The organism is Winogradskyella forsetii (genome assembly GCF_013394595.1).
In the GTDB taxonomy this organism is placed as follows: domain Bacteria; phylum Bacteroidota; class Bacteroidia; order Flavobacteriales; family Flavobacteriaceae; genus Winogradskyella; species Winogradskyella forsetii.
In genome coordinates this window covers 3,690,611-3,716,000 of sequence record NZ_CP053348.1, presented here as the reverse complement: position 1 = coordinate 3,716,000, position 25,390 = coordinate 3,690,611, and the positions used below count along the sequence as shown (strand labels likewise).

Annotated in this window: 24 protein-coding genes; 11 read left to right on the top strand and 13 right to left on the bottom strand. The window is 34.4% G+C overall.

The window, feature by feature from the left end:
* Positions 1-103 precede the first annotated feature (103 nt).
* Positions 104-1,324, top strand: a complete 1,221-nt coding sequence (locus HM987_RS16005; RefSeq protein ID WP_179009031.1) for a carboxypeptidase-like regulatory domain-containing protein — start codon at positions 104-106, stop codon at positions 1,322-1,324.
* A gap of 277 nt (positions 1,325-1,601) precedes the next feature.
* Here HM987_RS16005 and clpX read toward each other — a convergent pair whose 3' ends face one another.
* From clpX to HM987_RS15970, 7 genes are all read right to left on the bottom strand, one after another.
* Positions 1,602-2,831 carry an ATP-dependent Clp protease ATP-binding subunit ClpX gene (clpX, locus tag HM987_RS16000; protein ID WP_179009030.1) on the bottom strand — a complete coding sequence of 410 codons (1,230 nt, stop codon included), beginning with the start codon at positions 2,829-2,831 and terminating at the stop codon, positions 1,602-1,604.
* A 138-nt stretch (positions 2,832-2,969) separates the two neighbouring features.
* Positions 2,970-3,644, bottom strand: coding sequence for a ClpP family protease (locus HM987_RS15995; protein WP_179009029.1), 675 nt, complete (start codon positions 3,642-3,644; stop codon positions 2,970-2,972).
* Between the two features lie 233 nt (positions 3,645-3,877).
* A complete protein-coding gene (gene tig / locus HM987_RS15990) occupies positions 3,878-5,200 on the bottom strand; it encodes a trigger factor (protein ID WP_179009028.1) in 1,323 nt (440 codons plus the stop codon).
* A gap of 82 nt (positions 5,201-5,282) precedes the next feature.
* Positions 5,283-5,630 carry a phage holin family protein gene (locus tag HM987_RS15985; protein ID WP_179009027.1) on the bottom strand — a complete coding sequence of 116 codons (348 nt, stop codon included), beginning with the start codon at positions 5,628-5,630 and terminating at the stop codon, positions 5,283-5,285.
* Positions 5,631-5,660: 30 nt separating this feature from the next.
* A complete protein-coding gene (locus HM987_RS15980; RefSeq protein WP_179009026.1) occupies positions 5,661-6,710 on the bottom strand; it encodes a toxin-antitoxin system YwqK family antitoxin in 1,050 nt (349 codons plus the stop codon).
* 53 nt (positions 6,711-6,763) lie between these two features.
* Positions 6,764-7,528, bottom strand: coding sequence for an alpha/beta fold hydrolase (locus tag HM987_RS15975; protein WP_179009025.1), 765 nt, complete (start codon positions 7,526-7,528; stop codon positions 6,764-6,766).
* Positions 7,529-7,597: 69 nt separating this feature from the next.
* Positions 7,598-8,311: a pyridoxine 5'-phosphate synthase gene (locus tag HM987_RS15970; protein WP_179009024.1), complete on the bottom strand. Its 714-nt coding sequence runs from the start codon at positions 8,309-8,311 to the stop codon at positions 7,598-7,600.
* 90 nt (positions 8,312-8,401) lie between these two features.
* Here HM987_RS15970 and HM987_RS15965 point away from each other — a divergent pair, with 90 nt between their 5' ends.
* From HM987_RS15965 to HM987_RS15925, 9 genes are all read left to right on the top strand, one after another.
* Positions 8,402-9,058 carry a CBS domain-containing protein gene (locus tag HM987_RS15965; RefSeq protein ID WP_179009023.1) on the top strand — a complete coding sequence of 219 codons (657 nt, stop codon included), beginning with the start codon at positions 8,402-8,404 and terminating at the stop codon, positions 9,056-9,058.
* 93 nt (positions 9,059-9,151) lie between these two features.
* Entirely contained in the window at positions 9,152-10,030 is an 879-nt protein-coding gene (locus HM987_RS15960) for an NAD kinase (RefSeq protein WP_179009022.1), read from the top strand.
* Positions 10,031-10,130: 100 nt separating this feature from the next.
* Positions 10,131-10,820: a type IX secretion system protein PorG gene (porG, locus tag HM987_RS15955; protein ID WP_179009021.1), complete on the top strand. Its 690-nt coding sequence runs from the start codon at positions 10,131-10,133 to the stop codon at positions 10,818-10,820.
* The gene (locus HM987_RS15950) at positions 10,821-11,561 is read left to right on the top strand and encodes an isoprenyl transferase (protein ID WP_179009020.1); all 741 of its coding nucleotides are present in this window, start codon (positions 10,821-10,823) and stop codon (positions 11,559-11,561) included.
* A 10-nt stretch (positions 11,562-11,571) separates the two neighbouring features.
* Positions 11,572-14,163 (top strand): outer membrane protein assembly factor BamA, encoded by a 2,592-nt coding sequence (gene bamA / locus HM987_RS15945; RefSeq protein WP_370622873.1) that lies wholly within the window; start codon positions 11,572-11,574, stop codon positions 14,161-14,163.
* 151 nt (positions 14,164-14,314) lie between these two features.
* Positions 14,315-15,430 (top strand): OmpH family outer membrane protein, encoded by a 1,116-nt coding sequence (locus HM987_RS15940; RefSeq protein WP_229724483.1) that lies wholly within the window; start codon positions 14,315-14,317, stop codon positions 15,428-15,430.
* A gap of 76 nt (positions 15,431-15,506) precedes the next feature.
* Positions 15,507-16,010, top strand: coding sequence for an OmpH family outer membrane protein (locus HM987_RS15935; RefSeq protein WP_179009018.1), 504 nt, complete (start codon positions 15,507-15,509; stop codon positions 16,008-16,010).
* A gap of 64 nt (positions 16,011-16,074) precedes the next feature.
* Positions 16,075-16,854, top strand: coding sequence for a glutamate racemase (gene murI, locus HM987_RS15930; RefSeq protein ID WP_179009017.1), 780 nt, complete (start codon positions 16,075-16,077; stop codon positions 16,852-16,854).
* Between the two features lie 33 nt (positions 16,855-16,887).
* Positions 16,888-17,235, top strand: coding sequence for a GTPase (locus HM987_RS15925; RefSeq protein ID WP_179009016.1), 348 nt, complete (start codon positions 16,888-16,890; stop codon positions 17,233-17,235).
* A 3-nt stretch (positions 17,236-17,238) separates the two neighbouring features.
* On the opposite strand, the gene HM987_RS15920 is transcribed toward HM987_RS15925, so the two are convergent.
* The 5 genes from HM987_RS15920 to HM987_RS15900 form a co-directional block, all read right to left on the bottom strand.
* Positions 17,239-17,754, bottom strand: a complete 516-nt coding sequence (locus HM987_RS15920; RefSeq protein ID WP_179009015.1) for a gamma carbonic anhydrase family protein — start codon at positions 17,752-17,754, stop codon at positions 17,239-17,241.
* Between the two features lie 228 nt (positions 17,755-17,982).
* Positions 17,983-18,177, bottom strand: coding sequence for a 30S ribosomal protein S21 (gene rpsU / locus HM987_RS15915; protein ID WP_008269492.1), 195 nt, complete (start codon positions 18,175-18,177; stop codon positions 17,983-17,985).
* Between the two features lie 218 nt (positions 18,178-18,395).
* Positions 18,396-19,259, bottom strand: coding sequence for a sigma-70 family RNA polymerase sigma factor (locus tag HM987_RS15910; RefSeq protein ID WP_178987414.1), 864 nt, complete (start codon positions 19,257-19,259; stop codon positions 18,396-18,398).
* Positions 19,260-19,375: 116 nt separating this feature from the next.
* A complete protein-coding gene (locus HM987_RS15905) occupies positions 19,376-22,036 on the bottom strand; it encodes an AsmA family protein (RefSeq protein ID WP_179009014.1) in 2,661 nt (886 codons plus the stop codon).
* A 105-nt stretch (positions 22,037-22,141) separates the two neighbouring features.
* Positions 22,142-22,846 carry a queuosine precursor transporter gene (locus tag HM987_RS15900; RefSeq protein WP_179009013.1) on the bottom strand — a complete coding sequence of 235 codons (705 nt, stop codon included), beginning with the start codon at positions 22,844-22,846 and terminating at the stop codon, positions 22,142-22,144.
* Positions 22,847-23,259: 413 nt separating this feature from the next.
* Here HM987_RS15900 and folK point away from each other — a divergent pair, with 413 nt between their 5' ends.
* Positions 23,260-24,408, top strand: a complete 1,149-nt coding sequence (gene folK / locus HM987_RS15895) for a 2-amino-4-hydroxy-6-hydroxymethyldihydropteridine diphosphokinase (protein ID WP_179009012.1) — start codon at positions 23,260-23,262, stop codon at positions 24,406-24,408.
* Between the two features lie 139 nt (positions 24,409-24,547).
* On the opposite strand, the gene HM987_RS15890 is transcribed toward folK, so the two are convergent.
* The gene (locus tag HM987_RS15890) at positions 24,548-25,222 is read right to left on the bottom strand and encodes a class I SAM-dependent methyltransferase (protein WP_229724481.1); all 675 of its coding nucleotides are present in this window, start codon (positions 25,220-25,222) and stop codon (positions 24,548-24,550) included.
* Positions 25,223-25,390 lie beyond the last annotated feature (168 nt).

Here is a 25,390-nt window from a genome sequence, read left to right as displayed (position 1 = left end):
ATTGTCGAACAATCATGGGTCTCATCTAATATGATTTTTAAATTTCTTGTTTCGAGGCCTTAGTTTGTAAATTCATTATAATTAATCCATATATCCCTACATTATGAAATCTACACTACAGGTGCTTTTGGCACTTATGTTTTGTGCCTACAGTTCGTATCACAAAACAGATCCCGTAAAACCAACAGAAGTTGATGACTTGAATAAAAGCGGCTATGCTTTTGATGTCAATGTCGTTAGAATAAACTCTGAATATTCAGAATTTGCCTGTTCCATGTTTAGAGAAAAACTTGTGATTGTATCTTCAAAAACTATTGGAGCGTTCGGTCCAGGAATTGACTCAAAAACGAATGAACCTTTTACGGATCTCTACTATTTAGATGTTGGCAAGAATGGCAATTTTTCTAGAACATCTTGGTTTAGCCGAATTTTAAATACGAAAGCAAATGAAGGCCAAGTGGCATTCTCTAAAGATGAAAATACCATTTATTACACACGTAGTGATATACATAATACCTCGAATTATAAGTTGTATAAAGCAGAATTGAGAAGAAATGCGCCTGGAAAATGGTTTGATGAATTAGAATTGGCTATAAGCAGTAATGATTATTCCGTGGAAAGTCCACATGTATCTGCAGACGGTAAATTCTTATATTTTTCATCAAATATGGAAGGCGGTTTTGGCGGTTTTGATATTTATATGGCTAGAATTTATAAAGATGGAGGGATAGGAACTCCAGTAAATCTTGGTAATAAAATCAATTCCATTGAAGACGAAAAATATCCATTTACCTCAAAGGACAACAAAGAATTGTACTTTTCTTCAACAGGACATGAGAGTATGGGAGGTTATGATATTTTTATCTCTAATCGACTAGATGGTGTTTATACGGCACCGAGAAACTTAGGTAGAGCCGTTAATTCAGATAAAGATGAAATAGCCTTTGTTATGATCAATACTAAAAGCGGTGTTTTTTCTTCTAATAAAGCCAAGAAGAGTAACACTTATAATATGTATCATTTTGAAGCTAAAATGCTGTACAAAGAACTACAAGGTGTCATAACTACGGAAGACCGTAAGATTCTACCAAATGTAACTGTTGTACTGTTAAATAGTGAAGGACAAGAAATTGAACGTCAAAAGACAAATGTTGATGCCGCCTATCATTTTAAAATAAAACCTTTTGAAAATTATCAAATTATTGCGGAAAAGGAAGGTTTTGAAAATTACACTCTAGACCTAAAGCCTAGTGCTAACTCGCAACATTCAGTTCTAAAAATGCAACCTAAAGTTGAAGTGAGCTATAATAAGGTAAAACATTAACATTTTAACCTTGAAAAAAACATAAAAATACTAGTTAACGAAAATCATAGCTGTTTTAACCAATAATAAATACAGAAACAGCTGACTTTGACCGAAGCTTATATCTTAGCTAAAAATTAATGTGCTATTCAAACCATGACTAATTACAAAAAATAAATTATATAACGTTTTACACTGAATATTGCGAGCAATATTATTTTAATTAATCCTAATTAAAAAAACCACAATCTCTATTATTGAAATTGTGGTTTTTTATATGTTCAATTTTTTCAGAAACCTACGACACCGCCTTCAACTTCTTTAAGGTTGATTTTGTCAATCGGTCATCAGCATAAGACTTCGTAACGTTTAATTTTGTGTCGCCAGAACCTGGTAATTCAAACATGGCTTCGGTTAAGATTTCTTCACATAGTGAGCGTAATCCACGCGCGCCAAGCTTGTATTCAATAGCTTTTTCAACAATATAGTCTAAGGCGCCATCCGTAATAGTGAAATTGACGTCATCCATTTTAAACAACTTTTTGTATTGTTTAATAATAGCGTTTTTAGGTTCTGTTAAAATCGCTCTTAAGGTTTTGGCATCTAAAGGATCCATATGGGTTAATACTGGTAAACGCCCAATAATTTCTGGGATTAAACCAAAATCCTTTAAATCCTTCGGAATAATATACTGTAAAATATTATCCTTATCCACGGTATCGGTTTTCATTGAGCTGTAACCAATGGCCTGCATATTTAAGCGTTTGGTAATCACACGTTCTATACCATCAAACGCTCCACCAGCAATGAAAAGGATATTCTCGGTATCGACTTCAATAAACTTTTGGTCTGGATGTTTACGGCCACCTTTTGGTGGTACGTTAACCACAGTACCTTCTAACAATTTCAATAAAGCTTGTTGTACGCCCTCTCCAGAAACGTCTCTAGTAATAGATGGATTATCGCTTTTGCGCGCAATCTTATCGATTTCATCAATAAAAACGATGCCACGCTGTGCTTTTTCTAGATTGTAATCCGCAGCTTGCAATAAACGAGTCAGAATACTTTCTACATCTTCACCAACATAACCCGCTTCCGTTAAAACTGTGGCGTCAACTATGGCTAAAGGGACATTCAACATTTTAGCAATCGTTTTTGCCATTAAGGTTTTTCCTGTACCTGTTTGCCCAACCATAATGATGTTACTCTTTTGAATTTCAATATCATCATCTGTTGGTGGTTGCAGTAAACGCTTGTAGTGATTATAAACTGCAACAGACATCACACGTTTAGTGTATTCCTGTCCAATAATATATTCATCTAAAAAGCCTTTGATTTCCTTGGGCTTTCTAAGCATTAATTCGGCACTTAAATCTGAATTTCCAGATTGTTTGGATTCTTCTATCACTATACCATGCGCTTGCTCAATACAACGATCACAAATATGGGCATCCAAACCTGCGATTAATAAACTAGTTTCTGGCTTTTTCCTACCACAAAACGAACATTCTAACTCTTCCTTTGCCATCTAAATATTTTATATTTAAGTTCCCGCAATAGCGGACCCGAAACTTCGGGATGGTTTGAAGTTTAAGGTATATAATTTATAAACCCAACACTTCTATTCTTAATTTCTATTCATAATCTTAGTCGAAAGTAATTGGAATTACTTGCGTTCCAAAATTTCGTCAATCATTCCATAATCCAATGCTTCTTGAGAACGCATCCAATAATCCCTATCAGAATCTTTTTCTACTTGCTCAATGGGGTTGCCAGAATGGTTGGCTATTATTTGATACAATTCTTCTTTTACACGAATGGTTTCCTTTAAGGCAATCTGCATATCACTTAACTGACCTTGGGTACCACTGCTAACTTGGTGAATCATTACACGCGAATGTTTTAACGCCGAGCGTTTGCCTTTTTCGCCAGCACATAACAACACAGCTGCCATAGACGCCGCAATACCTGTACAAATTGTTGCCACATCTGGTTTAACAAATTGCATGGTATCGTAAATACCTAAACCAGCGTAAACACTGCCTCCTGGTGAGTTGATATAAATCTGAATATCCTTTGAAGCATCAGTACTTTGCAAAAATAATAATTGTGCTTGAATAATATTTGCCACCTGATCGTTAACGCCTGTGCCTAAAAATATGATGCGATCCATCATTAAACGCGAAAACACATCCATAGCTACCGCATTCATTTGGCGTTCTTCTATAATGTTTGGTGTAAGGTTGGTAGGATTCATGCTCGTAACTATTTTCTGGTAATAATTACTGTTGATGCCTTGGTCTTTAGTGGCGAATTTTTCGAATTCTTTTCCGTAATCCATATAAGTTTTTCTTCTTTTTAATTTATGAAATGTTCTTTTTAATCTTAATATATAGCTCTTAGAGATCCTGAAACGAGTTCAGGATGTCACTAATTTTCTAGTGATAATTAATGACAAAAAAGGCGTAAAATTTTTGAATTTTACGCCTTAAAGATACTAATAATTTTTAGCTTACCATTTTCAAGGTAATTACATTTTAAAGTTTTAAGACGTTGTCTTAATTATTTTTACAATTAACTATAAAATTCCTTTACAAAATCATCGTAAGTGATGTCTTTGGTCTTAATGTTCGCTTCTGTCTTGTATAGTTTTAACAATTTCTGACTCATTAATTGCTCAGACATACGCTTTACTTCATCTTGGTTTCCTAGGATTCGTGCGGCAATATCTTCCAATTCTTTGTCTGAAGGATTCATTTGACCAAATTGCGCCATCTGTCCTTTAATCATATCCATAGCATAAGATTTCAATTCCTCAAACTGAACTTGGAGCTTATGGTCTTGGATTAGTTTTCCTTCAATTAATTGGTATCGCATGCTTTTTTCAGACTTTTCATATTCCTCTTTAGCTTGCTCTTCAGACATTTCATCTTCGCCTGCAGTTTGCATCCATTTCTGTAAGAAACTTGCCGGTAAATCGAATTTTGTGTTTTCAATTAAAGACTCAGTCACATCATTCAGTAATTTCTGGTCGCCTTGTTGCTTGAATTGCTTTTCTGAATCTTCCTTGATTTTTTCTTTCAATTCAGTTACAGACGTTACATTGCCTTTTCCAAATAATTTATCGAACAATTCTTGATCTAAATCGGCCAATTCACGTTCGTTAATTTCGGTGATTTTAAAGTTCACTTCAATATCCAAACCATGAACATCATCATGAGGTACTTTTAAAAAGGTCATTAAATCATGATCGTCGTTAAACAAACCTTTTGTTTGCAAGGTGATAACATCGCCAACTTTAGCTCCAATAAATTTCTTAGAATTTGTTTTTCCTTTTAATTTATCTAAAGTTATTGTGGTAGAGTTATCAATTTCCTTTTCCTCATTGGTGAACGTTCCCGTGATTTCAGAAGATTCTGTAACTTCATTTTGGGAAACTATTTTGCCATATTGCTTTTGGATGGATTCAATTTGCTCATTGATCATCTTGTCGTCAGCCACAATATTATAATGAGTGATGGCTTTTTTACTTTTTAATTCGACCTCGAATTCTGGTGCCAGACCTAATTCAAATTCAAAAGAAAAAGCCTCGGCATTCCAATCTAAATCGTCTTGTGCTTTTGGCAATGGATTACCTAAAACATCTAATTTTTCTTCAACTAAATACTTGCCAAGAGCATCTTGAAGTAATTTGTTTACTTCATCAACCAATACAGCTTTGCCATATTGCTTTTTTACCATTCCCATTGGTACATGACCTTTTCTAAAACCAGGAATGTTGGCAGATTTGCGGTAATCTACTAAAATCTTCTCTACTTTATCGCTGTAATCTTCCTTTGCGATATCCACTTTTACAACTGCATTTAATGCATCGATGTTTTCTCTTGTAATATTCATTGTGATTTTGATACTAAAATTGGGCTGCAAAAATACAACATTTTTTGCAACCCAACAACAGTTTTAAGCGTTTGTATATCAGCTACTTTTTGTCGTCTTTTAAAAAGGATTGAAACAAGGATTGCAGTATGGAAAGTAGAATACTGAACAGTATCGCTGTCCAAAAACCAGAGACTCCAAACCCATCAATTAATTTGTCTGCTAATAAGATAATCAGTGCATTGATAACCAATAGAAAAAGACCTAAGGTGATAATAGTTGCTGGCAAAGTTAGAATGACCAATATGGGCTTAACCAATAGGTTGAGGATTGCCAATACAATGGCAACAATAATAGCACCAAGATAACCATCGACGGTGACGCCAGTTAAAATATGAGCTAAGATGAAAACCGCTAGTGCATTTAGTAAAAGTCTGATAATTAAGTTCATATGGAAGCGTTTTATTTACTAGTTTTATAATTAAATTTCTAAAAAAATTGGCATACTGTAAGGTACTTTCACAGGTTTACCAAAGTGAGTTCCAGGTGTCATTATTGGTAGTAAAGTTAACACTCTTTCAGCTTCTAATTCTAATTTTGGATGTGGTCCTCTAGCTTTTATATCGACAACACTTCCTTTTTCGTCTATTTTAAAAATGACAAATATTCTTTGCCTTCCTTTTAAAGTATCTTTCACCTCAGAGGGAGTAATGAACTTACGACGTACCAGATTAGATATTGCTGTAGACATACATTCTAGTGCATCATCACCGACTTTATTTCCGCATCCAGGATCTATTGGTGCTTTTTCTGTTGTGCCATCAGGCACTTCTATAATTGAAGAACTTGAAACTTTTGAAGCATTTGCTAGTTTCCCCTTTCTATATTTTAGTTTCAGTATTTCATTTCCAATAGAATCATAATGCGTTTCTTCTCCATCCTTTAATCCCAAATTATGAAAGCCTGCTAGTTTAACTTTGCCATTTTTATAAAACTGCAGATAGTTTCCTTGCTTATGGTTATTTAAATAACTTACTTTCCATTCTATTTCCTTTGTTGAATAAAATTGTGTCCATACATCGACCAGATTGTTTTCTTCATATCTACTTTCTATCTTAAGTTCCCCATTTTCATAAAACTCATTATAAATACCATTTTTAATAAACCGATTTCCACCAACCGTTTTTTTAATGACAAACTCTCTTTTTAAAGAACCATTATCATAATAATGTTTTTCCAACAAATCTCCGTTATTAGCTGGCTGGGTTTCAATTAACAGTAATCCCGACTCAGAATATATTCTTTTAAATCCTGTCCAATTCCCATTAGACATGAAGATATTTTCTTTTTTTAATTCCCCATTCTCAAAATAATCCTTCCAGCGTCCTACTTTATGATTGTTTTTATAAAACCCTTCGGTTTTTATATTTCCATTTTCATAGTATTTCTTGTATGGTCCATCTTCATATTTAGTTTGAGCAAAGCAACATAAAGAATATAGAATAAAAAATATTGTAATAATTGTTTTCATTTGTAACTTTCTATTAGATAAAGAATTGAGATTTAACTAATATTAAATAAATTTTAGTTAACAAAACTCATTACAGCATCATAAAAATCCTCAGGATTCTCCGCATGTAACCAATGTCCGGCATTAGAGATCGTTATAATTTCGGAATTTGTGAAATGGCGATGAATAATAGCTTCATCAGCTTCTCCTATGTATTCGGAACGGTCGCCTCGTAAAAACAAAGTATCTTTTTCAAAAATAGCATGAATAGGAAGCGCTTCGCCAACTTCTGAAACATTGTCTTTTAAAACTTCCAAATTCATACGTAAACCTAGTTGTCCTTTTTTTACCCAATATAAATTTTTGAGTAGAAATAGTCGTGTGCCTGTTTCATGAACATAGTTGCTTAACGCTTCGTCTGCTTCTCCTCTGGTTTTTAATTCTGAAAAATCCAAACTGCTTAAACCTTCCAGAATAGCATCATGGTGTATTGGGTAGTAACGTGGCGAAATATCCGCAATAATAAGTTTGTTTACCAATTCGGGATATGTTGTAGCCAAAAGCATGGCAGTTTTTCCTCCCATGGAATGGCCTAACAATATAATATCCTTTAAATTATGGTCAGCGCAATACACTTTTAAATCTTCTGCCATTACTTCATAATCGAAATCATCCGAATGAAAACTGCGACCATGATTCCGTTGGTCAACAAGATGTATTTCAAAATTAGATTCAGAAAATTGCTTGGCTAAGGTTTTCCAATTGTCTCCCATACCTAAAAATCCGTGTAGGATGATGAATGGCTTTCCTTTTCCTATGATGTTTGAGTGTAGTGTCATATTTTTTGAGTTTGAAGTTTGAAGCACGAAGCACGAAGCATGAAGCACGAAGCGTGAAGTTCTTCCAACTTATTTAAGCTTTTCCAAGTACATTCCTATAACCTTTTCAACGCCCATATACAAACTTTCAGCAATCAACGCATGGCCTATAGAAACCTCCAATAAGCCTGTAATGTTTTCTTTAAAGAATTCAATATTATTCAATGATAAATCATGACCAGCATTGATGCCCAATTGCATGGAATTTGCCAATCCAGCACATTCCATATAGGGATCAATGGCCTTATTGTTACCTAAGCTATATTGATGAGCAAAGGCTTCGGTGTAGAGTTCAATTCTGTCAGTTCCTGTGGCTTTTGCCCCTTCGATTTGATGTAAATCCGGATCAACAAATATGGATGTTCTAATACCGTTGCTTTTAAATTCTTTTATCACTTCAACCAAAAAATCCTTGTGTTTCAAAGTATCCCAACCAGCATTAGAGGTAATCGCATCAATGGAGTCTGGCACTAACGTTACTTGGGTTGGCTTAATCTCTAAAACCATATCCACAAACTTAGGAATAGGATTGCCTTCTATGTTATATTCTGTGTAAACTTCAGGTTTTAAGTCATAGGCATCTTGATAGCGAATATGTCTTTCATCTGGTCTTGGGTGAATGGTAACGCCTTCTGCTCCAAAACGTTGCACGTCTTTGGCAAACTGTACCACATTAGGGACATCACCTCCACGACTATTTCTCAACGTGGCAATCTTATTTATGTTAACACTTAATTTGGTCATTTTAATGCTGTTTGAATTACAAAAATACAAACATGAGCACGCATTTTATGGTTATTTTTGATTAATTTGCAACTTAATTAAATGGATATAATGGAGCTTCAAGATTTTGTGATAAATGATATAAAACCGTTGAATATAACTGATAAGGTGGGCGATTTGAAAATGCTATTTAATCAGTTGACCTATTCCCATATTCCTATTATGAAAGATGGTATTTACATGGGGTGTATTTCTGAGACGGATGCCCATTGTTTTGAAGGCGCAGATACCATAAGTGATTGCAACTACGCTATTGAAGGCTTTTTTGTTAGACCCGCAACTATTTGGTTGGATGTACTGGAGGCATTTGCCCAAAACGATTCTAATATTATGCCCATTCTAAGCCCAGCCAATAAATATTTGGGCTATTACGAACTCAATGATATTATTCATTTGTTTAATGAAACACCTTTCTTTTCGGAACCTGGAGGTATTTTAATTGTTGAAAAAGGGCTTCATGACTACTCGTTTAGTGAAATCAGCCAGATTGTGGAATCTAATGATGCCAAATTATTGGGTGCATTCATTTCCAAAATGGATGGTGATTTGGCAAAAATTACCTTAAAAATAGGTAATGGAAGTCTTAACGAAATTATTCAAACTTTTAGACGATACAGTTATAATATTGTTTCTGGGCATGAAGACGACTCTTATATCGAAAGCCTGAAGGAACGTTCTCAATATCTAGACAAATATTTAAATATGTAATGATGAAACGAGCATGTTCAAAATTTGGTCAACTTTAAAGAATAATTATTAGCGAACAGCATGTGACCATTGAAAAATAATAGATAAAAACACATGAAAGTAGCCATATACGGTCAGAATTACGTTAAAGAAACCACACAAGAGGCAGTTGGGAAACTTCTGGATTTTTTGCTATTAAAAAATGCACATGTTTTTTTTGAAAGCGAATTTATAAAAACTCAAAATATAGAAATTCAAGATAATTCTGTAGTTCAGACCTTTGAAAAACTGGATGTTAGTTTTGATTTACTAATAAGTGTTGGAGGTGATGGTACTATTTTAAGAGCTGTCACTTACGTTAGAGAGTTGGGTATTCCAATAGTTGGGATCAATACAGGTCGCTTGGGTTTTTTAGCTACCATACAAATTGATGATATTCAAACGGCATTGTCTGAAATATTTAAAGGCGACTATAAGATTTCAGAACGCTCCTTGCTCAGTGTCACCACCAATCCTGAACATAAGGATGTGGTCGCTACCAATTTCGCGCTCAATGAAATCGCGTTAAGCAGAAAGAATACCACCTCCATGATTACCGTTGAAACCCATCTCAACGGCGAATATTTAACCTCATATTGGGCAGATGGACTCATTTTATCTACACCTACAGGTTCTACGGGCTATTCCTTAAGTTGTGGTGGGCCAGTGATAGCACCAGATGCCAATAATTTTGTTTTGACTCCAATTGCACCTCATAATTTAAGTGCTCGCCCATTGGTTATTCCAGATAATACAGTAGTAACCTTAAAGGTTGCGGGTAGGGAAGACCAGTTTTTAATGTCTTTAGACTCTAGGATTGTAACATTAACCAACATCACTACTGTAACTGTTAAAAAAGCAGATTTTGCGATTAAAATGGTAGAACTGTTAGATGAAACTTTTCTGGCTACTCTTCGAAAAAAGTTACTTTGGGGCGAAGATAGACGCAACTAAAACAATAAATACCTCTATAAACAGTTTATGATTAAGACAATTTACTTCAAATTGTTACACACAAATCTTAATTGTTATATTTGCAAACTTTGAAAAATTTATGAGGTATTTTTTTCTGCTTTTATTAAGCACTTTTATTATTAATATTGCTGAGGCTCAAATCTATGAGGTAGGCGTTTTTGTTGGTGGAAGTAATTTTATTGGTGATGTGGGTGCAACTGATTATATATCGCCAAATCAACCTGCTTTTGGTGCTATTGTAAAATGGAATAGAAGTCCAAGGCACTCCTTTAGAGCATCTCTAATTTTTTCAGATTTAAAAGGGATCGACGGAAAATCAGACGATCCTAGAAGAAAAGAACGAGGTTATCAATTTGATACCAGTATATTGGAGTTTTCCGCAGGAATGGAATTCACGTTTTTGGATTTTGATTTACATTCAAGTGGTTTAAAAGGAACCCCATATTTATATTCTGGTATTTCGCTTGCTAACCATGAAAATTATTATTTTACACCAACTGGTGTTTACACATCGGAAAATACCAATAGTTGGGCTGTGGGAATTCCTATGGCAATTGGTTATAAGGCGAAAGTAGCACATCACCTTGTTTTGGGCGCAGAAATTGGTGCGCGGTATACGTTTTCTGACGAGTTGGATGGTAGTGTGCCGGATAATGAAGCAAGAGAATCGTTGAGTTTTGGTAATACTAATAATACAGATTGGTATATGTTTACAGGAATTACGTTAACTTACACATTTGGTAGAAGACCTTGTTATTGCAATTTTTAAATGAGTTTAAAAGAAAAAATAAACAAACATAAGCTTCCCAACCATATCGCTATTATTATGGATGGTAATGGTCGTTGGGCAAAACAACAAGGATTGATAAGGGCTATTGGTCACGAGAACGGAACAAAATCCGTTAGGGAAACTGTGGAGGCTAGTGCGGAGTTAGGAATTAAGAACTTAACACTTTATGCGTTTTCAACAGAAAACTGGAACAGACCAAAATTAGAGGTGCAAACATTAATGAAACTCCTGGTGAAGTCCTTAAAAAAGGAAATCAAAACACTTCAAGACAATGGTATAAAACTCTCTGCAATTGGATGCTTAAATGATTTGCCAAAAAAAGCCCACCAAGAACTATTGGATGTTATAGATAAAACAAAAGATAATACACATATGACATTAACTTTAGCGTTAAGCTATGGTTCTCGGGAAGAAATTGTCAATGTTATTAAGGAATTATCGGTTAAAGTTAAAAATAATATAATTTCTGCTGAAAGTATTGATGAATCAATTATAAATAAGCATCTTTACACGCAAAATTTACCAGACGTTGACCTGCTTATTCGCACAAGTGGAGAACAACGAATTAGTAATTTTTTGCTATGGCAAATTGCCTATGCAGAATTATATTTTACAGATATTTTATGGCCAGATTTTAAGAAGGAAAATCTATATGAAGCACTCATAAATTATCAAAATAGAGAACGAAGATTTGGAAAAACAAGCGAACAACTTACCTAATAGCACAAAATTGAAACGATTTATTAAACTTATTTGTGTTGTATTCCTATTTACAAATTCATTTACCAGTAATGCTCAGGTTGAAGGTGGAGAGACTTATTTAATTAAGGAAATTAAAGTTACAGGAAACACTAATTTTAGTGAGCAAACTATTATTGCTTATTCTAAACTTAGAAAAAATGAAGAGATTCAGGTAGGCGGAGAAAAAATTGCTAATGCGGTAAAAACATTATGGAAGTCCAATCTTTTTAGCAGTATAGACATCTACGTTACTGACATAGATGGTAGTACCGCAAATTTAGAGATAAACCTTAGCGACTTACCAGAACTTAAAGATCTTACCATAGAAGGTGTCAGGAAAGGGAAAAAGGATGAGATTATCGATGAGAACAAACTAAAATCTGGTCAAAAAGTTACAGAAAACCTAATAGCCACTACCAAAAATTACTTGACTAATAAGTACAAAAAGAAAGGGTTTTTAAACACTAAAGTAAATATTAGCACCTCACAAGTTATTGATTCTATTGAAAAGGAGCGTGTTAATATGCGTATTGAAATAGATAAGGGCCAAAAAGTTAAAATTAAGGAAATTAACTTTGAAGGCAATGAAAAAATAGCGGACAAAAAACTTCGTAAAGCTATGAAAAATACGAAGAGAAAAAGCTTAAGTCCTTTAAGGCTATTGAAGCGCTCAAAATATATTGAAGATGATTTTAGAACAGATTTAGTAAGTGTTGTTGACTATTACAAAGAAAATGGATATAGGGATGCGCGAATAATTTCAGACTCTATTACCTATTTAGATGAGAAAAACATCAATCTTGATATCAAAGTAGAAGAAGGCGAAAAGTACACCTTTGGGAAAATAACTTTTGTGGGTAATACCGTTTATTCCGATCAGTATTTATCTAGTCTTTTAGGTATAAAAGAAGGCGATACGTATAATGGCGTGGAGTTACGAGAACGAATTGCTGACGAGTCTAATCCGGATGCCAATGACATCACCAATGCTTACCAAAACTTTGGATATATGTTCTCAACCATAAACCCGGTTGAGGTGAGTGCAGAAGGAAACGTGATAGATATGGAAATCCGTATCTCTGAAGGAAAACCTGCTTATTTTAACAATGTTAGAGTAGTGGGTAATGACGTGACCAACGATCATGTGGTATACAGGGAAATAAGAACACGTCCAGGTCAGCTATACAGAAAAGCAGACATTATTAGAACCATCAGGGAACTCGGACAATTAGGGTTTTTTGATGCCCAGCAAATAGCGCCAAATATTTTAAATCCTAACCCAGTCGATGGTACCTTAGATATAGAGTATTCTGTGGTGGAACAAGGTTCTAGTCAAATACAATTACAAGGTGGTTACGGTGGAGGTGGTTTCATTGGTACCTTAGGTTTGTCTTTTAATAATTTTGCTATAAAAGATATCTTTAAGGCAGATGCATATAAGCCAGTACCAAGAGGTGATGGTCAAAGTTTGGCTTTGAGACTTCAAGCGAGTCAATTTTTTCAAACCTATAGTTTTTCATTTAGTGAGCCTTGGTTTGGTGGTAAAAAGCCATTTCAAATGTCAACGTCGCTTTCGCATTCCAGACAGTTTTTATTTAATCCTCAAACCCGTCGGGCAGATAAAAGCAGACGATTTAATATTACAGGTTTAACTTTCGGATTGTCAACACGTTTATCCAAACCGGATGATTACTTTTTACTTTCACAGGCCATAAGTTACCAACATTACGATCTTCAAAATTATAACACTGGTTTATTTACGTTTGGAGATGGGACTTCAAATAATTTATCGTACACCATTGGTTTAAGTAGAAATAACCTTTATACCGACCCTATTTATCCTACAGGTGGTTCTAATTTCTCAATTTCGGCTAAGTTTTCTTTCCCATATTCATTGGTAAATGGTGTTGATTATGAAGCCTTGGCAGATGATAGAGCTGAACAAACTGAGATTATTAATGAATTTCAATCTAACCAAAGCTCAAATCCAGCAGCACTTGCTGAATACAACACTGCTTTAGATAGACGGTCCGAAATTGACCAAGAACGCTTTAAATGGTTAGAGTTTTATAAAATTAAATTTAAGGCGGATTGGTATCAAGCCTTGACCAAAAAATTAGTATTGCGCCCAAGTGTGGAATTCGGATTCTTAGGTGCTTATAACAATGCTCGTGGTGTGATTCCTTTTGAGCGTTTCTTCGTTGGTGGTGACGGTTTAGGAAATTTTTCTTTGGATGGAAGAGAAGTGGTTCAATTACGTGGTTATCCTAATCAATCCTTGTCTTCGCAAGATGGAGGCTCTATTTATAACAAATTTTCTTTAGAATTACGTTACCCTATTACCTTAGGTGCACAAGCTAAAATTTATGCATTGTCTTTCTTAGAGGCAGGTAGTTCTGTAAATAATTTTAGGGATTTCGATCCATTTAAACTTCAACGATCTGCAGGTTTCGGATTAAGAATCTTTATGCCAGCCTTTGGACTGCTTGGTATTGACTTCGGTCACGCCTTCGATGAATCTCCTTTTGGAACACCGGTTAAAAATTGGGAAACTCACTTTATAATTGGACAACAGTTTTAAGTTTGGCACGATATTTTCTAATAGCTAAACAAGATTTCATCATGGTGTTAAAATTTTTAAGAATATATTTCGTTAAATTTGAAGCTTAGTATTACTAAAGAGAATAAAAATTTAGTTTTACGGGTAAATGTCTCAAAACACAAATACAGAAATGATGAAATTTAAAGTTCTTTTTTTAATAGTAATAATAAGTCTATTGAGCTTTAGTGCTAGCGCACAACGAGGCGTAAGAATAGGTTATATTGATACAGAGTATATTTTACAAAATGTACCAGAATATCAACAAGCCTCTTCTCAACTAGACAAAAAAGTTCTCGATTGGAAATCTGAAATTGAAACCAAATTAAATGCCATTAATCTAAAGAAAAAGGAACTCGAAAATGAAAGTGTTCTTTTAACGAAGGAATTATATGATGAACGTTTAGAAGATATTTCTTTTGAAGAGGCTGAAATTTTAGATTATCAACAAAAACGTTTTGGACCTGAGGGCGATTTGATGATTCAGAAACGTCAATTGATAGAACCTATACAAGATCAGATTTTTGCCGCAGTACAAGATATTGCTGAAACAGGAAAATATGATTTCGTGTTTGATAAATCTGCAGATGTAGTGATGCTTTATTCAGCAGAACGATATGATTTGAGTGAGCGTGTTTTAAACACAATTACTAGATCCTCTAAGAGATCACAAGCAACAAGTAGAAAAGAGCGCAAAGAGCTTGAAGAGGAAGAGGTAGTTCCAGAAGTAAGTTCAGATAAAGATGCACGCCAACAAGCGTTGGAAGACAGAAAGGCAAAACGTGAAGAACAATTAGCAGCTAAGCGTGCAGAGCGCGAAAAAGCAGCAGAAGATAGAAGGAAAGCACAGGAAGAATTAAGAGAAGCGAAAAGGAAAGAAGCAGAGGAACGTCGTCAACGTGTCATTGATGCAAGAAATAATAGAGACGTTTCTACTGAAGACGCAGATAATACTGAGAAAGATAGTACTGCGCAGGCGAGGCCAACTGTACCTGCAGATAGTACAAAAGCAAAAGCAGACGTCAAAAAGGATTCAACTAGTTCAGAAAAGCCTAAAACAGCGGCTGAAATTTCTGAAGCGGAACGTCTTCAGAAATTAAAAGATAGAGAAGCACGCCAAAAAGCACTAGAAGATAGAAAAAATAAAATTATAGAACAGCGTAAAGCAGCACGTGCAGAACGAGAAAGACAAGTAAAAAGAAACGATTCTATAGCGAAGGCTAAGAAAAACGAGGATAACAACAATTAATAACTATAACACACAAATACAATTAAGAAAAATGAAATCACAGATTCACGAATTCAAACAGACAAATAGACTGAACATGAGTAAACATTTAAAAACGTTATTATTTACGGCAGTACTTTTTATGGGAGCAACTAGCTTTTCAGCTGCTCAGAGCAAAATTGCTCATATTAATAAGCAAGAATTGATTAAAGCTATGCCTGCTTACACACAAGCACAAGGTGAGATTGAAAAAATGGGTAAAACCTATGAAGCTGAAATTCAAAATTCGCTTAAGGAGTTGGATAAAAAATTGAAGCAATATACCGCAGAAGAACCAACACAAACGAGCGAAGAAAATCAAAAGCGTATGGTAGAAGTTGAAGGTATCAAGCAAAGCTTAGGAGAGTACCAACAACAGGCTCAGAAACAATTGCAAGAAAAAGAATTTAATCTTTTAAAGCCAATTGTTGAAAAAGCTGATAATGCAATCAAAGCTGTTGCTGCTGCTCAAGGATACCAGTATGTTGTAGATTCAGCAATGCTTATTGTAGCAGACGGTAAGGACCTTATGGCAGATGTAAAAAAACAATTGGGCATGTAATGCTAATTAAAAATAAATTTTCAGAAAGTCGCTTAATCTTAAGCGACTTTTTATTTTTGTTGCTATGAGTAATAATCCTATTGGCATATTCGATTCTGGAATTGGTGGTACGTCTATCTTCAAGGAAATTCATGCATTAATGCCAAATGAAAACTGCATCTACTTAGCAGATAGTAAAAACGCACCTTACGGTAATAAACCGAAGGAAGAGATTCTTCAATTAAGTATCAAGAACACAGAATTCCTTATTGGCAAAGGGAGTAAGGTTATTGTGGTGGCTTGCAATACAGCAACGACCAATGCTATTGATTACCTCAGGGAAACTTATAATGTGCCTTTCATTGGTATAGAGCCAGCCATAAAACCAGCAGCTTTAAGCACACAAACAAAAGCTGTAGGTATTCTGGCCACCAAAGGAACTTTAAGCAGTCAACTGTTTCATAAAACAGCAGATTTATATGCTCGTGGCATTAAAGTGATTGAACAAATTGGCGAAGGTATTGTGCCACTCATAGAAACTGGAAAATTGGATTCTGATGAAATGTACGCCTTGTTGGAAACCTATTTAAAACCAATGCTAGAGCAGAATATTGATTATTTGGTTCTAGGTTGTACGCATTATCCATATCTTATTCCTATGCTTACTAAAATGCTTCCTGAAAACGTGAAGATTATTGACTCTGGATTGGCAGTCGCAAGACAAACAAAATCGGTTTTATCAACGCATAATTTATTAAACAGTATTGTTTTAGAGCCAGCTATAACTTTATTCACCAATGGAAAAGTTGATATCTTGGACGCAATTTTAGATCATAAATTTGAAACCTCTTTTTTAGAGTTTTAGTAAGGTTTAATTTTAAAGGGATACGAAGTTATCATGAAATTACTTTTCATATATAATGCCAATTCAGGAAAGTTAAACGCCTTGTTTGATGCAGGACACAAACTCATAAGTCCTTCAACCTATAAGTGTAGCTTATGTGCCTTAACTTATGATACGTTTGCAGAAAATAGGGCCTGGAAAAACTTTAGAGCCGATAGCCATTTGAAAATGGAATTTTACCATAAGGACGAATTTGAAGCTGTATTTCCGAGTGTAAAACTCATATATCCAACGATTTTAAAACTTGAAAACCATCAGCTGACCACCGTTTTAACTCCTGAGGTTATAGGTGAAATCCCAAATGTTGAAGCTTTAATTGAACGTTTGAAACTGAGTGTTTGACACTTATTCCTTAAACCAACTCGAATACTTCACGTAATTATTCGCGATCCTATCAATTTCTCCTGAAATTAATTCTTGGCTTATATCTTTTACTTTTTTAGCAGGAACGCCTGCATAAATGCTTCCAGATTCTACAATGGTGTTTTTGGTTAGGACTGCACCTGCAGCAATAATAGTGTTACTTTCTATAACGCAATCGTCCATAATGATGCTTCCCATACCCACAAGCACATTATCTTTTATGGTACAGCCATGTACAATAGCATTATGGCCTATCGATACATTATTTCCAATTATTGTTGGAGATTTCTTATAGGTAGCATGAATGACAGCACCATCTTGAATATTTACCTTATTGCCTATTTTGATAAAGTGAACATCGCCTCTTATCACGGCATTGAACCAAACGCTACAATGATGGCCTATAGTAACATCTCCAACTATGGTTGCGTTTTCGGCAACGTAACAATCTTCAGCTATTTGTGGATGTTTTCCTTTTACGGGTTTTATTATTGGCATATTTAATTCCTTTGAAAAAAAGGAATCTCTTAAGAGCGTACCTTTTAAGTTCTTTGTTTTTATATGAATTCTTAAAATAGATCCAATACCTTTCAGGTTTTTAAAACCTGAAAGGTCTGAAAGATATATTAAAGATAAAATGAAAAATTTCGATAATCTAAAATTAACGCACAAAAAAAGAGCAGCATATCTGCTACTCTTTAATCTTAATTTATAAATGAGAAAAAACTATACGTTTTCAGCGTCTCTTAAACCTTGAATATATTCAGCTTTCTGAATTTCTCTTCTTCTTTTTACAGAAGGCTTAGTAAAATAACGTGATTCTCTCAAGTTCTGCATAATTTGCACATTTCTGTGTTTACGCTTGTAACGCTTAAGTGCACGTTCTATGTTTTCTCCTTCTTTGATTTCGATTTTAATCATTATATCGATATATTTTTGTTAACTATTTCTTGCAAATGGTCGGCAAATATATGCTAACTATTTGAAAATAAAAAATTAAATGAATTTTTTAAGTAAAAATTTTTTAGCCTAAGAATTGCGATACAATTTCAACTTTAAAATCCTAACTATTAGCTTAATTGTTTTGCTAATAAAGTCTTGATTCTAGCATCTAAAAGCGCAGCGGTCTTGATTCTATTTTACCCTAAATATGTTTTCAAGATTTTACTCTTACTAGCATGTCTAAGTCTTCTAATTCCTTTTTCTCTAATTTGTCTCACACGCTCTCGGGTTAAATCGTAAATGCTTCCAATTTCCTCAAGTGTCATTGGTGGTTGATCTCCAATTCCAAAGTTTAATCGAATCACATCACTTTCCTTTTGGGTCAATGTTTCTAGTGCACGTTCTACTTCAGTGTTTAAGGATTCTTTCATCAATGCCTTATCAGGTCTTGGCGATTCACCAGAACTTACTACGTCGTATAAACTAAACGTTTCTCCATCCTTTAATGGCGCATCCATTGATAAGTGACGACCAGAATTTTTCATCGATTGCTTTACTTCACGAACACTAATATCCAATTCGCGTGCAATTTCATCTGCATTAGGCGGTCTTTGATTAATTTGCTCTAAATGCGAAAAAGCCTTATTAATCTTATTAATAGTACCAATCTTATTCAATGGTAAACGTACAATACGGGATTGCTCTGCCAAAGCTTGTAAAATAGCTTGTCTAATCCACCATACAGCATAAGAAATAAACTTAAAACCTCTAGTTTCATCAAAACGTTTTGCTGCTTTTACCAAACCAGCATTACCTTCATTGATTAAATCTGGTAATTTTAAGCCTTGATTTTGATATTGTTTTGCAACCGAAACAACAAACCTTAAATTGGCTGTTGTTAATTTATCTAATGCTGCTTGATCACCTTTTCTTATTAGTTGTGCTAATTCTACTTCTTCATCTGCAGTAATCAACGGAATCTTGCTTATATCCTGTAGATATTTATCTAGCGATTTATCTTCTCTGTTGGTTACCTGCTTGGTGATTTTTAACTGCCTCATATATCCTTTTTAAAATTTAGTGAACCTTCAATGTAACCTAATTATTAAGAAATCCAAACAATTAGGTTATTATTAACACCTTTTAACGAAAAGATGCTTTTTTTAACGTTAAACGGTTAATTTTTGATGGAATCCGTCGCTTTTTTGTTTGTAGATTTTTTCTTGCCGCCTAAAAGACCACCCAAAATACCGCTGACGCCTTCTTTAACTTTATCTTCGGTGGATTGTTTTGTGGTATCTGCTTTTGTGGTCGTAGAATCTGTTTTAGTAGTGGTTGTATTTCCACCTAAAAGTCCGCCTAAAGCATCCTTAATTTTATCTTTTCCTTTGCCTATTAATTTCTGCTTTTCAATTTCAATTAACTGTTTAGTTAAGTTTGAAACTCCAGACGTTAAATCAGTTTTTATGTTAGGGCTCGTGAATGTACCACCAATATTTGCCGTCACAGGAATGGTAATTTTATTCACTTCATTATCGTTGATCTTTCCAATTAAACGATTCACTTCGCTTCCTAAATATTTTGCTGGTACTTGTAAAACAGCATTGTAATTCATGGTGTTTGAAAAACTGTGTGAACCTGAAACCACAATCGGAATGTCTTTGTAATTAAGCGTGAATGGTTTTACGGAAACTTGTCCGTTTTCGAAACTTAAATTTGTTGTAAGGTCTTTTAAATCTAGTTCATCAAAATCAATGAAATCTAATTTACTGTCCAAGCCAGAAAGTAATGGACTGTTTTCAGTATTAATTTTATTGGTAAGTATGCTAGCAATAGCACTACCAGAAATTGTACTTAAATCTGGCGAAAAACTCGAGTCCAAAAATCCATTTATATCAATGGTAGAATTTAATTTTCCCTGTAATACCTTTGCAATTGGCGCTAAAGCTTTCAACATTTCTAGATCTTTAAAGGATTGTGAAATATCGAAATTTTGCATGCCCAATTTCATATCAAAAATGGGTTTTGCAGCTTTCGTGGAAACATTACCTGAAATCCCTAACTGACCATTAAAAATATCTGTAGTCATATTTTGAAGATTGGCATTTTGGTCTTTAATATACAGTGTGCCTTTTACATTCTTTAAGTTGAGGTTGTCATAAATAACGGTTTTGGCATTAGCAGTAATGGTACATTCCAAAAATTCTGGAATCTTAAGCGATTCAGCTTCAGAAGTTGTTTGAGTTGATGTTTCAGTTGCCGTTTCATCTTCAACCATAAAGTCTGAAAGTGCAAACGTATTGGAATTCACATTGAAATTACCTTGAAGATTTTTGTCACTTAATAAAAACCCTAGTAAATTATTAATGGTTCCAGTGGCTGAAAAATCACTCTTTCCAGTTAAGGCATCAAAACTATTTAGACTTACGGTTCCTGGTTTAAAAGTTAAATCGGCCTTATTGATTTGAATCGGGTTTGCGATGGCTTCCGACGAAAATATAAAATCCGAAATAGAAACACTACCTGTATTTTTAATGCGTTGGTAGGCATTGGTTTCAATGGCATCCATGTCAAAAGACGTGTTTACGTTTCCTCTTAACACACCGCTCAGTTCATTTTCCAATTCAACAGGATAGGCCTTTGTGATATTAGCTAAATTGAGAACACCATCTAATTTAGCATCTACGAGTATGTTTTTAGTTAAATTTTTAATATGGGCTTCAGATTTGAAAACGTCTTCATCCACTTGAAAGTTGAGTTTATCAATGTCCACATAAGTGTCATCGACGTTACCTGTGGTATTTTTTACAGAAGCATCAATCGAGATATTCCGGACACTTTTTGGAAGGTCAGGGAATTTAAAGGATGCATTTTCAGACTTCATGTTGATATCTAAAGTCGGGATGGTTTCCTCTGAAATCAAGCCTTTAATAATACCGTTAATGGTAAAGTTTCCTGTGGTGCTTACATTTTCTATATTCTTGGCATAAGCTTTTGGAATCACGGCTAGAAAATCCTTAAATGAAGCTTCTGGATTCTTAAAACTGATATCAATCTGCTGTCCTGCTTCTACGATTTGTACAAAGCCCTCAAATTCTATAGGCAGCGCATTGATATACCCTTTGTTTTCCTTGAAGGTATATTTTTGTTGCTCTAAATCCATATCGATAAGTGCATCCAATTTAAGACTGTTGTTGCTTAAATATTCGGTACTATCCATGGCAAAAGTGATATTTGCTTCGGTATTAGTGTCTAATTCAGACTTTCCGCCAGAGAAAATGCCTTTGCCGTTGTGATTGATTTCGGTCAAATAAAACGTGGTGTTGGACGTATCGTCAATATAAGTGAACGCACTATTGTTAATCTCGTAGTTGTCAATATCGAAACTAAAACCCGTTGAATTCGTTGTGTTTTGCGTTGCAGCATCAGCTTCATTTTCCTTTACGATGTCATAATTGACAGCGCCAGTTTTATTGGTTTTTAACACCAAAAGGAGTTCATTGGCAATAATTTCGTTGACTTCAAGAGGTTCTTCGGTTCCTTTAAGCAATTGCATTACGCCCAATTCAAACGATAATGACTTTGCGGTTGCTAAGGTCTCGCCTTCAAAGGGTGCACGATTGACAATTTTCAAATTATCAACGCTCACTTCGGCCTTTGGAAAACTGCTGATAAGACTGAGACTGATATCATCAAAAGTTAAATCGGCATCCAAATTATGATCTGCATAATTCTGAACAATGGTATCTATTTTAGATTCTAAAACAAAAGGTATCGCAATAAGAATCGCAATAAAAATAAGTAAGACGACGCCTATAATTTTCAAAAATTTCTTCATAAGATGTATCTGTGTTTTTAAAACAACATAATATATACGCAAAATTCCGTATAAAAGTTGCGAATCCCGCTAAGTTTAAGAAGATTTTAATGTTTCATTTAGTTGTTACAGTAAATTTATTTCCTCATTTACTTTTAGCTTGAAACGTTTTCGGAATATATAGACACCGAGATATAAAATTGGTGTGTCTAATGCCGCAACGAGTACTTTAAAAAGGAAGCCACTAATCAATAAGCCTTTAAAGCTAGACCAAGGTAAGACTTCAAAAAAGCAAAGTAAACTGATAATGGATAGAGTGTCGATGAATTGAGAAAACCAAGTTGAAAAATTATTACGTAACCACAAATGTTTTCCTTTAGTGAAGTTTTTCCAGAAATGGTAGATTCTTATGTCTATTAACTGAGCAAACAAATAAGCAAACATGCTAGAGCCAACAGCGATAATGGTTTTACTAAACACATTTTTGAAAGTATCATCATTTATTGGTGAATTTTCTAATGCTGGTACATCATCTGCAACTAAAATAATACCAACTGAAAAGATTGAAGCAAAAATTCCAGCGATTACAATATCATTCGCTCTCTTTTTACCGTAAATTTCACTGATTAAATCCGTAATTAGAAAAGTTATTGGATAGGGTAGAATACCGACGGATATTTGAAATAATTTTGAACCGAAAATCTCGATATCTAAAGGATACCAGTAAAAGAACTTCTGAAATATTAAGTTTGACACGACAAGCGAAGTAATAAAAAGTCCACCAAGTAATAGGTAAATGCGTTGTGCTAAAAGCTTGTCTTTTATTGACATGTTTTGTGGTTGGTAGATTGTTTTTGTAAATATAGAGAATTTGAGGGAAGTGCGTGAGTTGTTTAGTTGTTTGTTGTTGGGTTGTTAGTTGTTAAGTCGTTTGTTGTTAAATTATAGGAATGGTTTAATCGAAGGCATTTGTTTTTAAAATTATCTAAAGAGATTGGCGGACTTGTAAGAACAACATTTTGAAGCAAAATACCAGTAGAAAAACATTGGATAATGTTTTTAATGTATAATAATGCGCTGTCCCAGAGGGACAACATATCCGTAGGAAAATTTTATTCCATTTTTTAAATGTGCCGTGAGGTACATCATATATTGTTCACAAACACCATACATATCATTAGCATAATAGATTTTGTTTTAGTTATTTTGTTCATTCCGGTTCGTGATTGAATCGGTAATGATTTATGAAACCATCCAAAACCATTTACATCGCATTAGGAAGCAACAAAGGCAACAAATTGCAGTATTTGCAATCGGCAGTTGATGCTATTTTTAAGCGTGTTGGTGTTGTTCATAAGATTTCGAAAGTATTTAAAACCCCAGCTTTTGGTTTTGAAGGCGACGATTTTTTTAATGCTTGTATTTCTGTTGAAACCGAGTTGAAGCCCAAAAAAGTATTAAAGGAGCTTCAGGCTATTGAATTAGATTTAGGGCGACAACCAAAAGCAAGCACAGGTTATGAATCCCGTGAAATTGATTTGGATATTTTATTTTTTGAAGATGAAATTCTTGAAGAAAAAACTTTGGCCATTCCGCATCCAGAACTTCATACACGCAGGTTTGTATTGCAGCCTTTGGTTGCTATTGCCAAAGACTTTGAGCATCCAGTTTTAAAAAAGTCTATTGAATTATTATTGGCAGAGTGTAAGGACGATTCTGAATTGGAACCTGTAAATATTTGGTTAAAGAACCCAAAAAGAGCCTATAACTTTGACGATTACAACTATATAGCGATTGAAGGCAATATAGGCGCTGGAAAAACCAGTTTAGCCAATAAAATTGCCAACGATTTCAACGCCAAGCTAATTTTGGAACGCTTTGCTGATAATGCATTTTTACCGAAATTTTACAAGCAACCAGAGCGTTATGCCTTCACCTTAGAAATGTCTTTTTTAGCTGATCGCTATCAACAAATTAGTGATGATTTGTCGCAACTGGATTTGTTTATGGATTTTATGGTCAGTGATTATGATGTTTATAAATCATTGATTTTTTCAAAAATTACGTTGCCTGAGGACGAGTTTAGATTGTACCGAAAACTATTCTACCAAGTTTATAAGGACATCGCTAAGCCAGATCTGTATGTGTATCTCTATCAAAACACAGAACGTTTACAAGCCAATATTAAGAAAAGAGGTCGTAATTACGAAAAAGACATCAAAGACGATTATCTCGAAAAAATAAACACAGGTTATTTGGAATTTTTAAAAAGTCAGCAAGAGATGAATGTTAAGATTATTGATATTTCAGATCGGGATTTTGTGAAGAGTCGTGAAGATTATTTGTGGTTATTGGGTGAGATTAATGAGTCTTCAGTAGGCAGTCTTCAGTAGGCAGTATGGATAAGTCATTGGTTTTGTCATTTCGAGTACTTCGACTTCGCTCAGCACGGGTTCCACCGAGAAATCTCATTGTTCTTATCCGAAAAGAGTTTTTATCCGTTTAGATATGAGCAAATTAGTGACATTCGTGTCAGACTTTTGTCGTCATTTTTTGTGGAATAATCTCATAAAGTCGAGTAACAATAATACCTTTTTCATCCTCTAGAACAATCTCATTTAAGATTTTCTCGTCTTTAACTTCCAAATTAAAAGGCATGCTCAGCACATCAACACCACTACTTTGTTTTAATCGTATGCCTTGTCCTGATATAATATCTTTATTGGGTATGAATTTCCCAATTGGTAGGTGTTCCGTTAGAATTACGTATTTATAGTTAGATAGTTTGGTCACTATTTTCAGAATTTCAGCATTAGACAAATGTTGAAGTACCTGTCTCAAAATAACGCAATCGGCTTCCGGAAGTTCATCTTCAACAATATCCAAACAACAAAACTCTAAATGTTTTGCTCTGAATAGCGATTTATTTCTAGCGATTAAATTTTCAACAATATCAATAGCGATAAATTTTTTAGTGTATTTTACAAGTTCTTTGCCCACATTAAAATCGCCACAACCTAAATCGCAAACCGTCAGCGAATTGTTATGGGATTTTAAAAAGGTAATCACACTATCTAAATAAGGTGCAACGAGTTTCGCATCGTGAGAACCTGAGCCGGAATAAAAATCATGTGCTTTTCCGCCCCAAAGATGCAGGTCATAAATTTGTGACATCGCATCTTTTGTTGGCCAAGGTTTTTTAGTCATTGTATTCAAATTATGATTTGTCCTTATTTGTCTTTCCGAAATGAGGCGCGATTGTGGAATCTCACTTTTGCTAAATCATTGATGAAGTTAAACAAAACTATGAGATTTCTCGTCGCTCATGCTTCGCTCTGTCGAAATGACAAAAGACATTATTATTTAAATATTTTA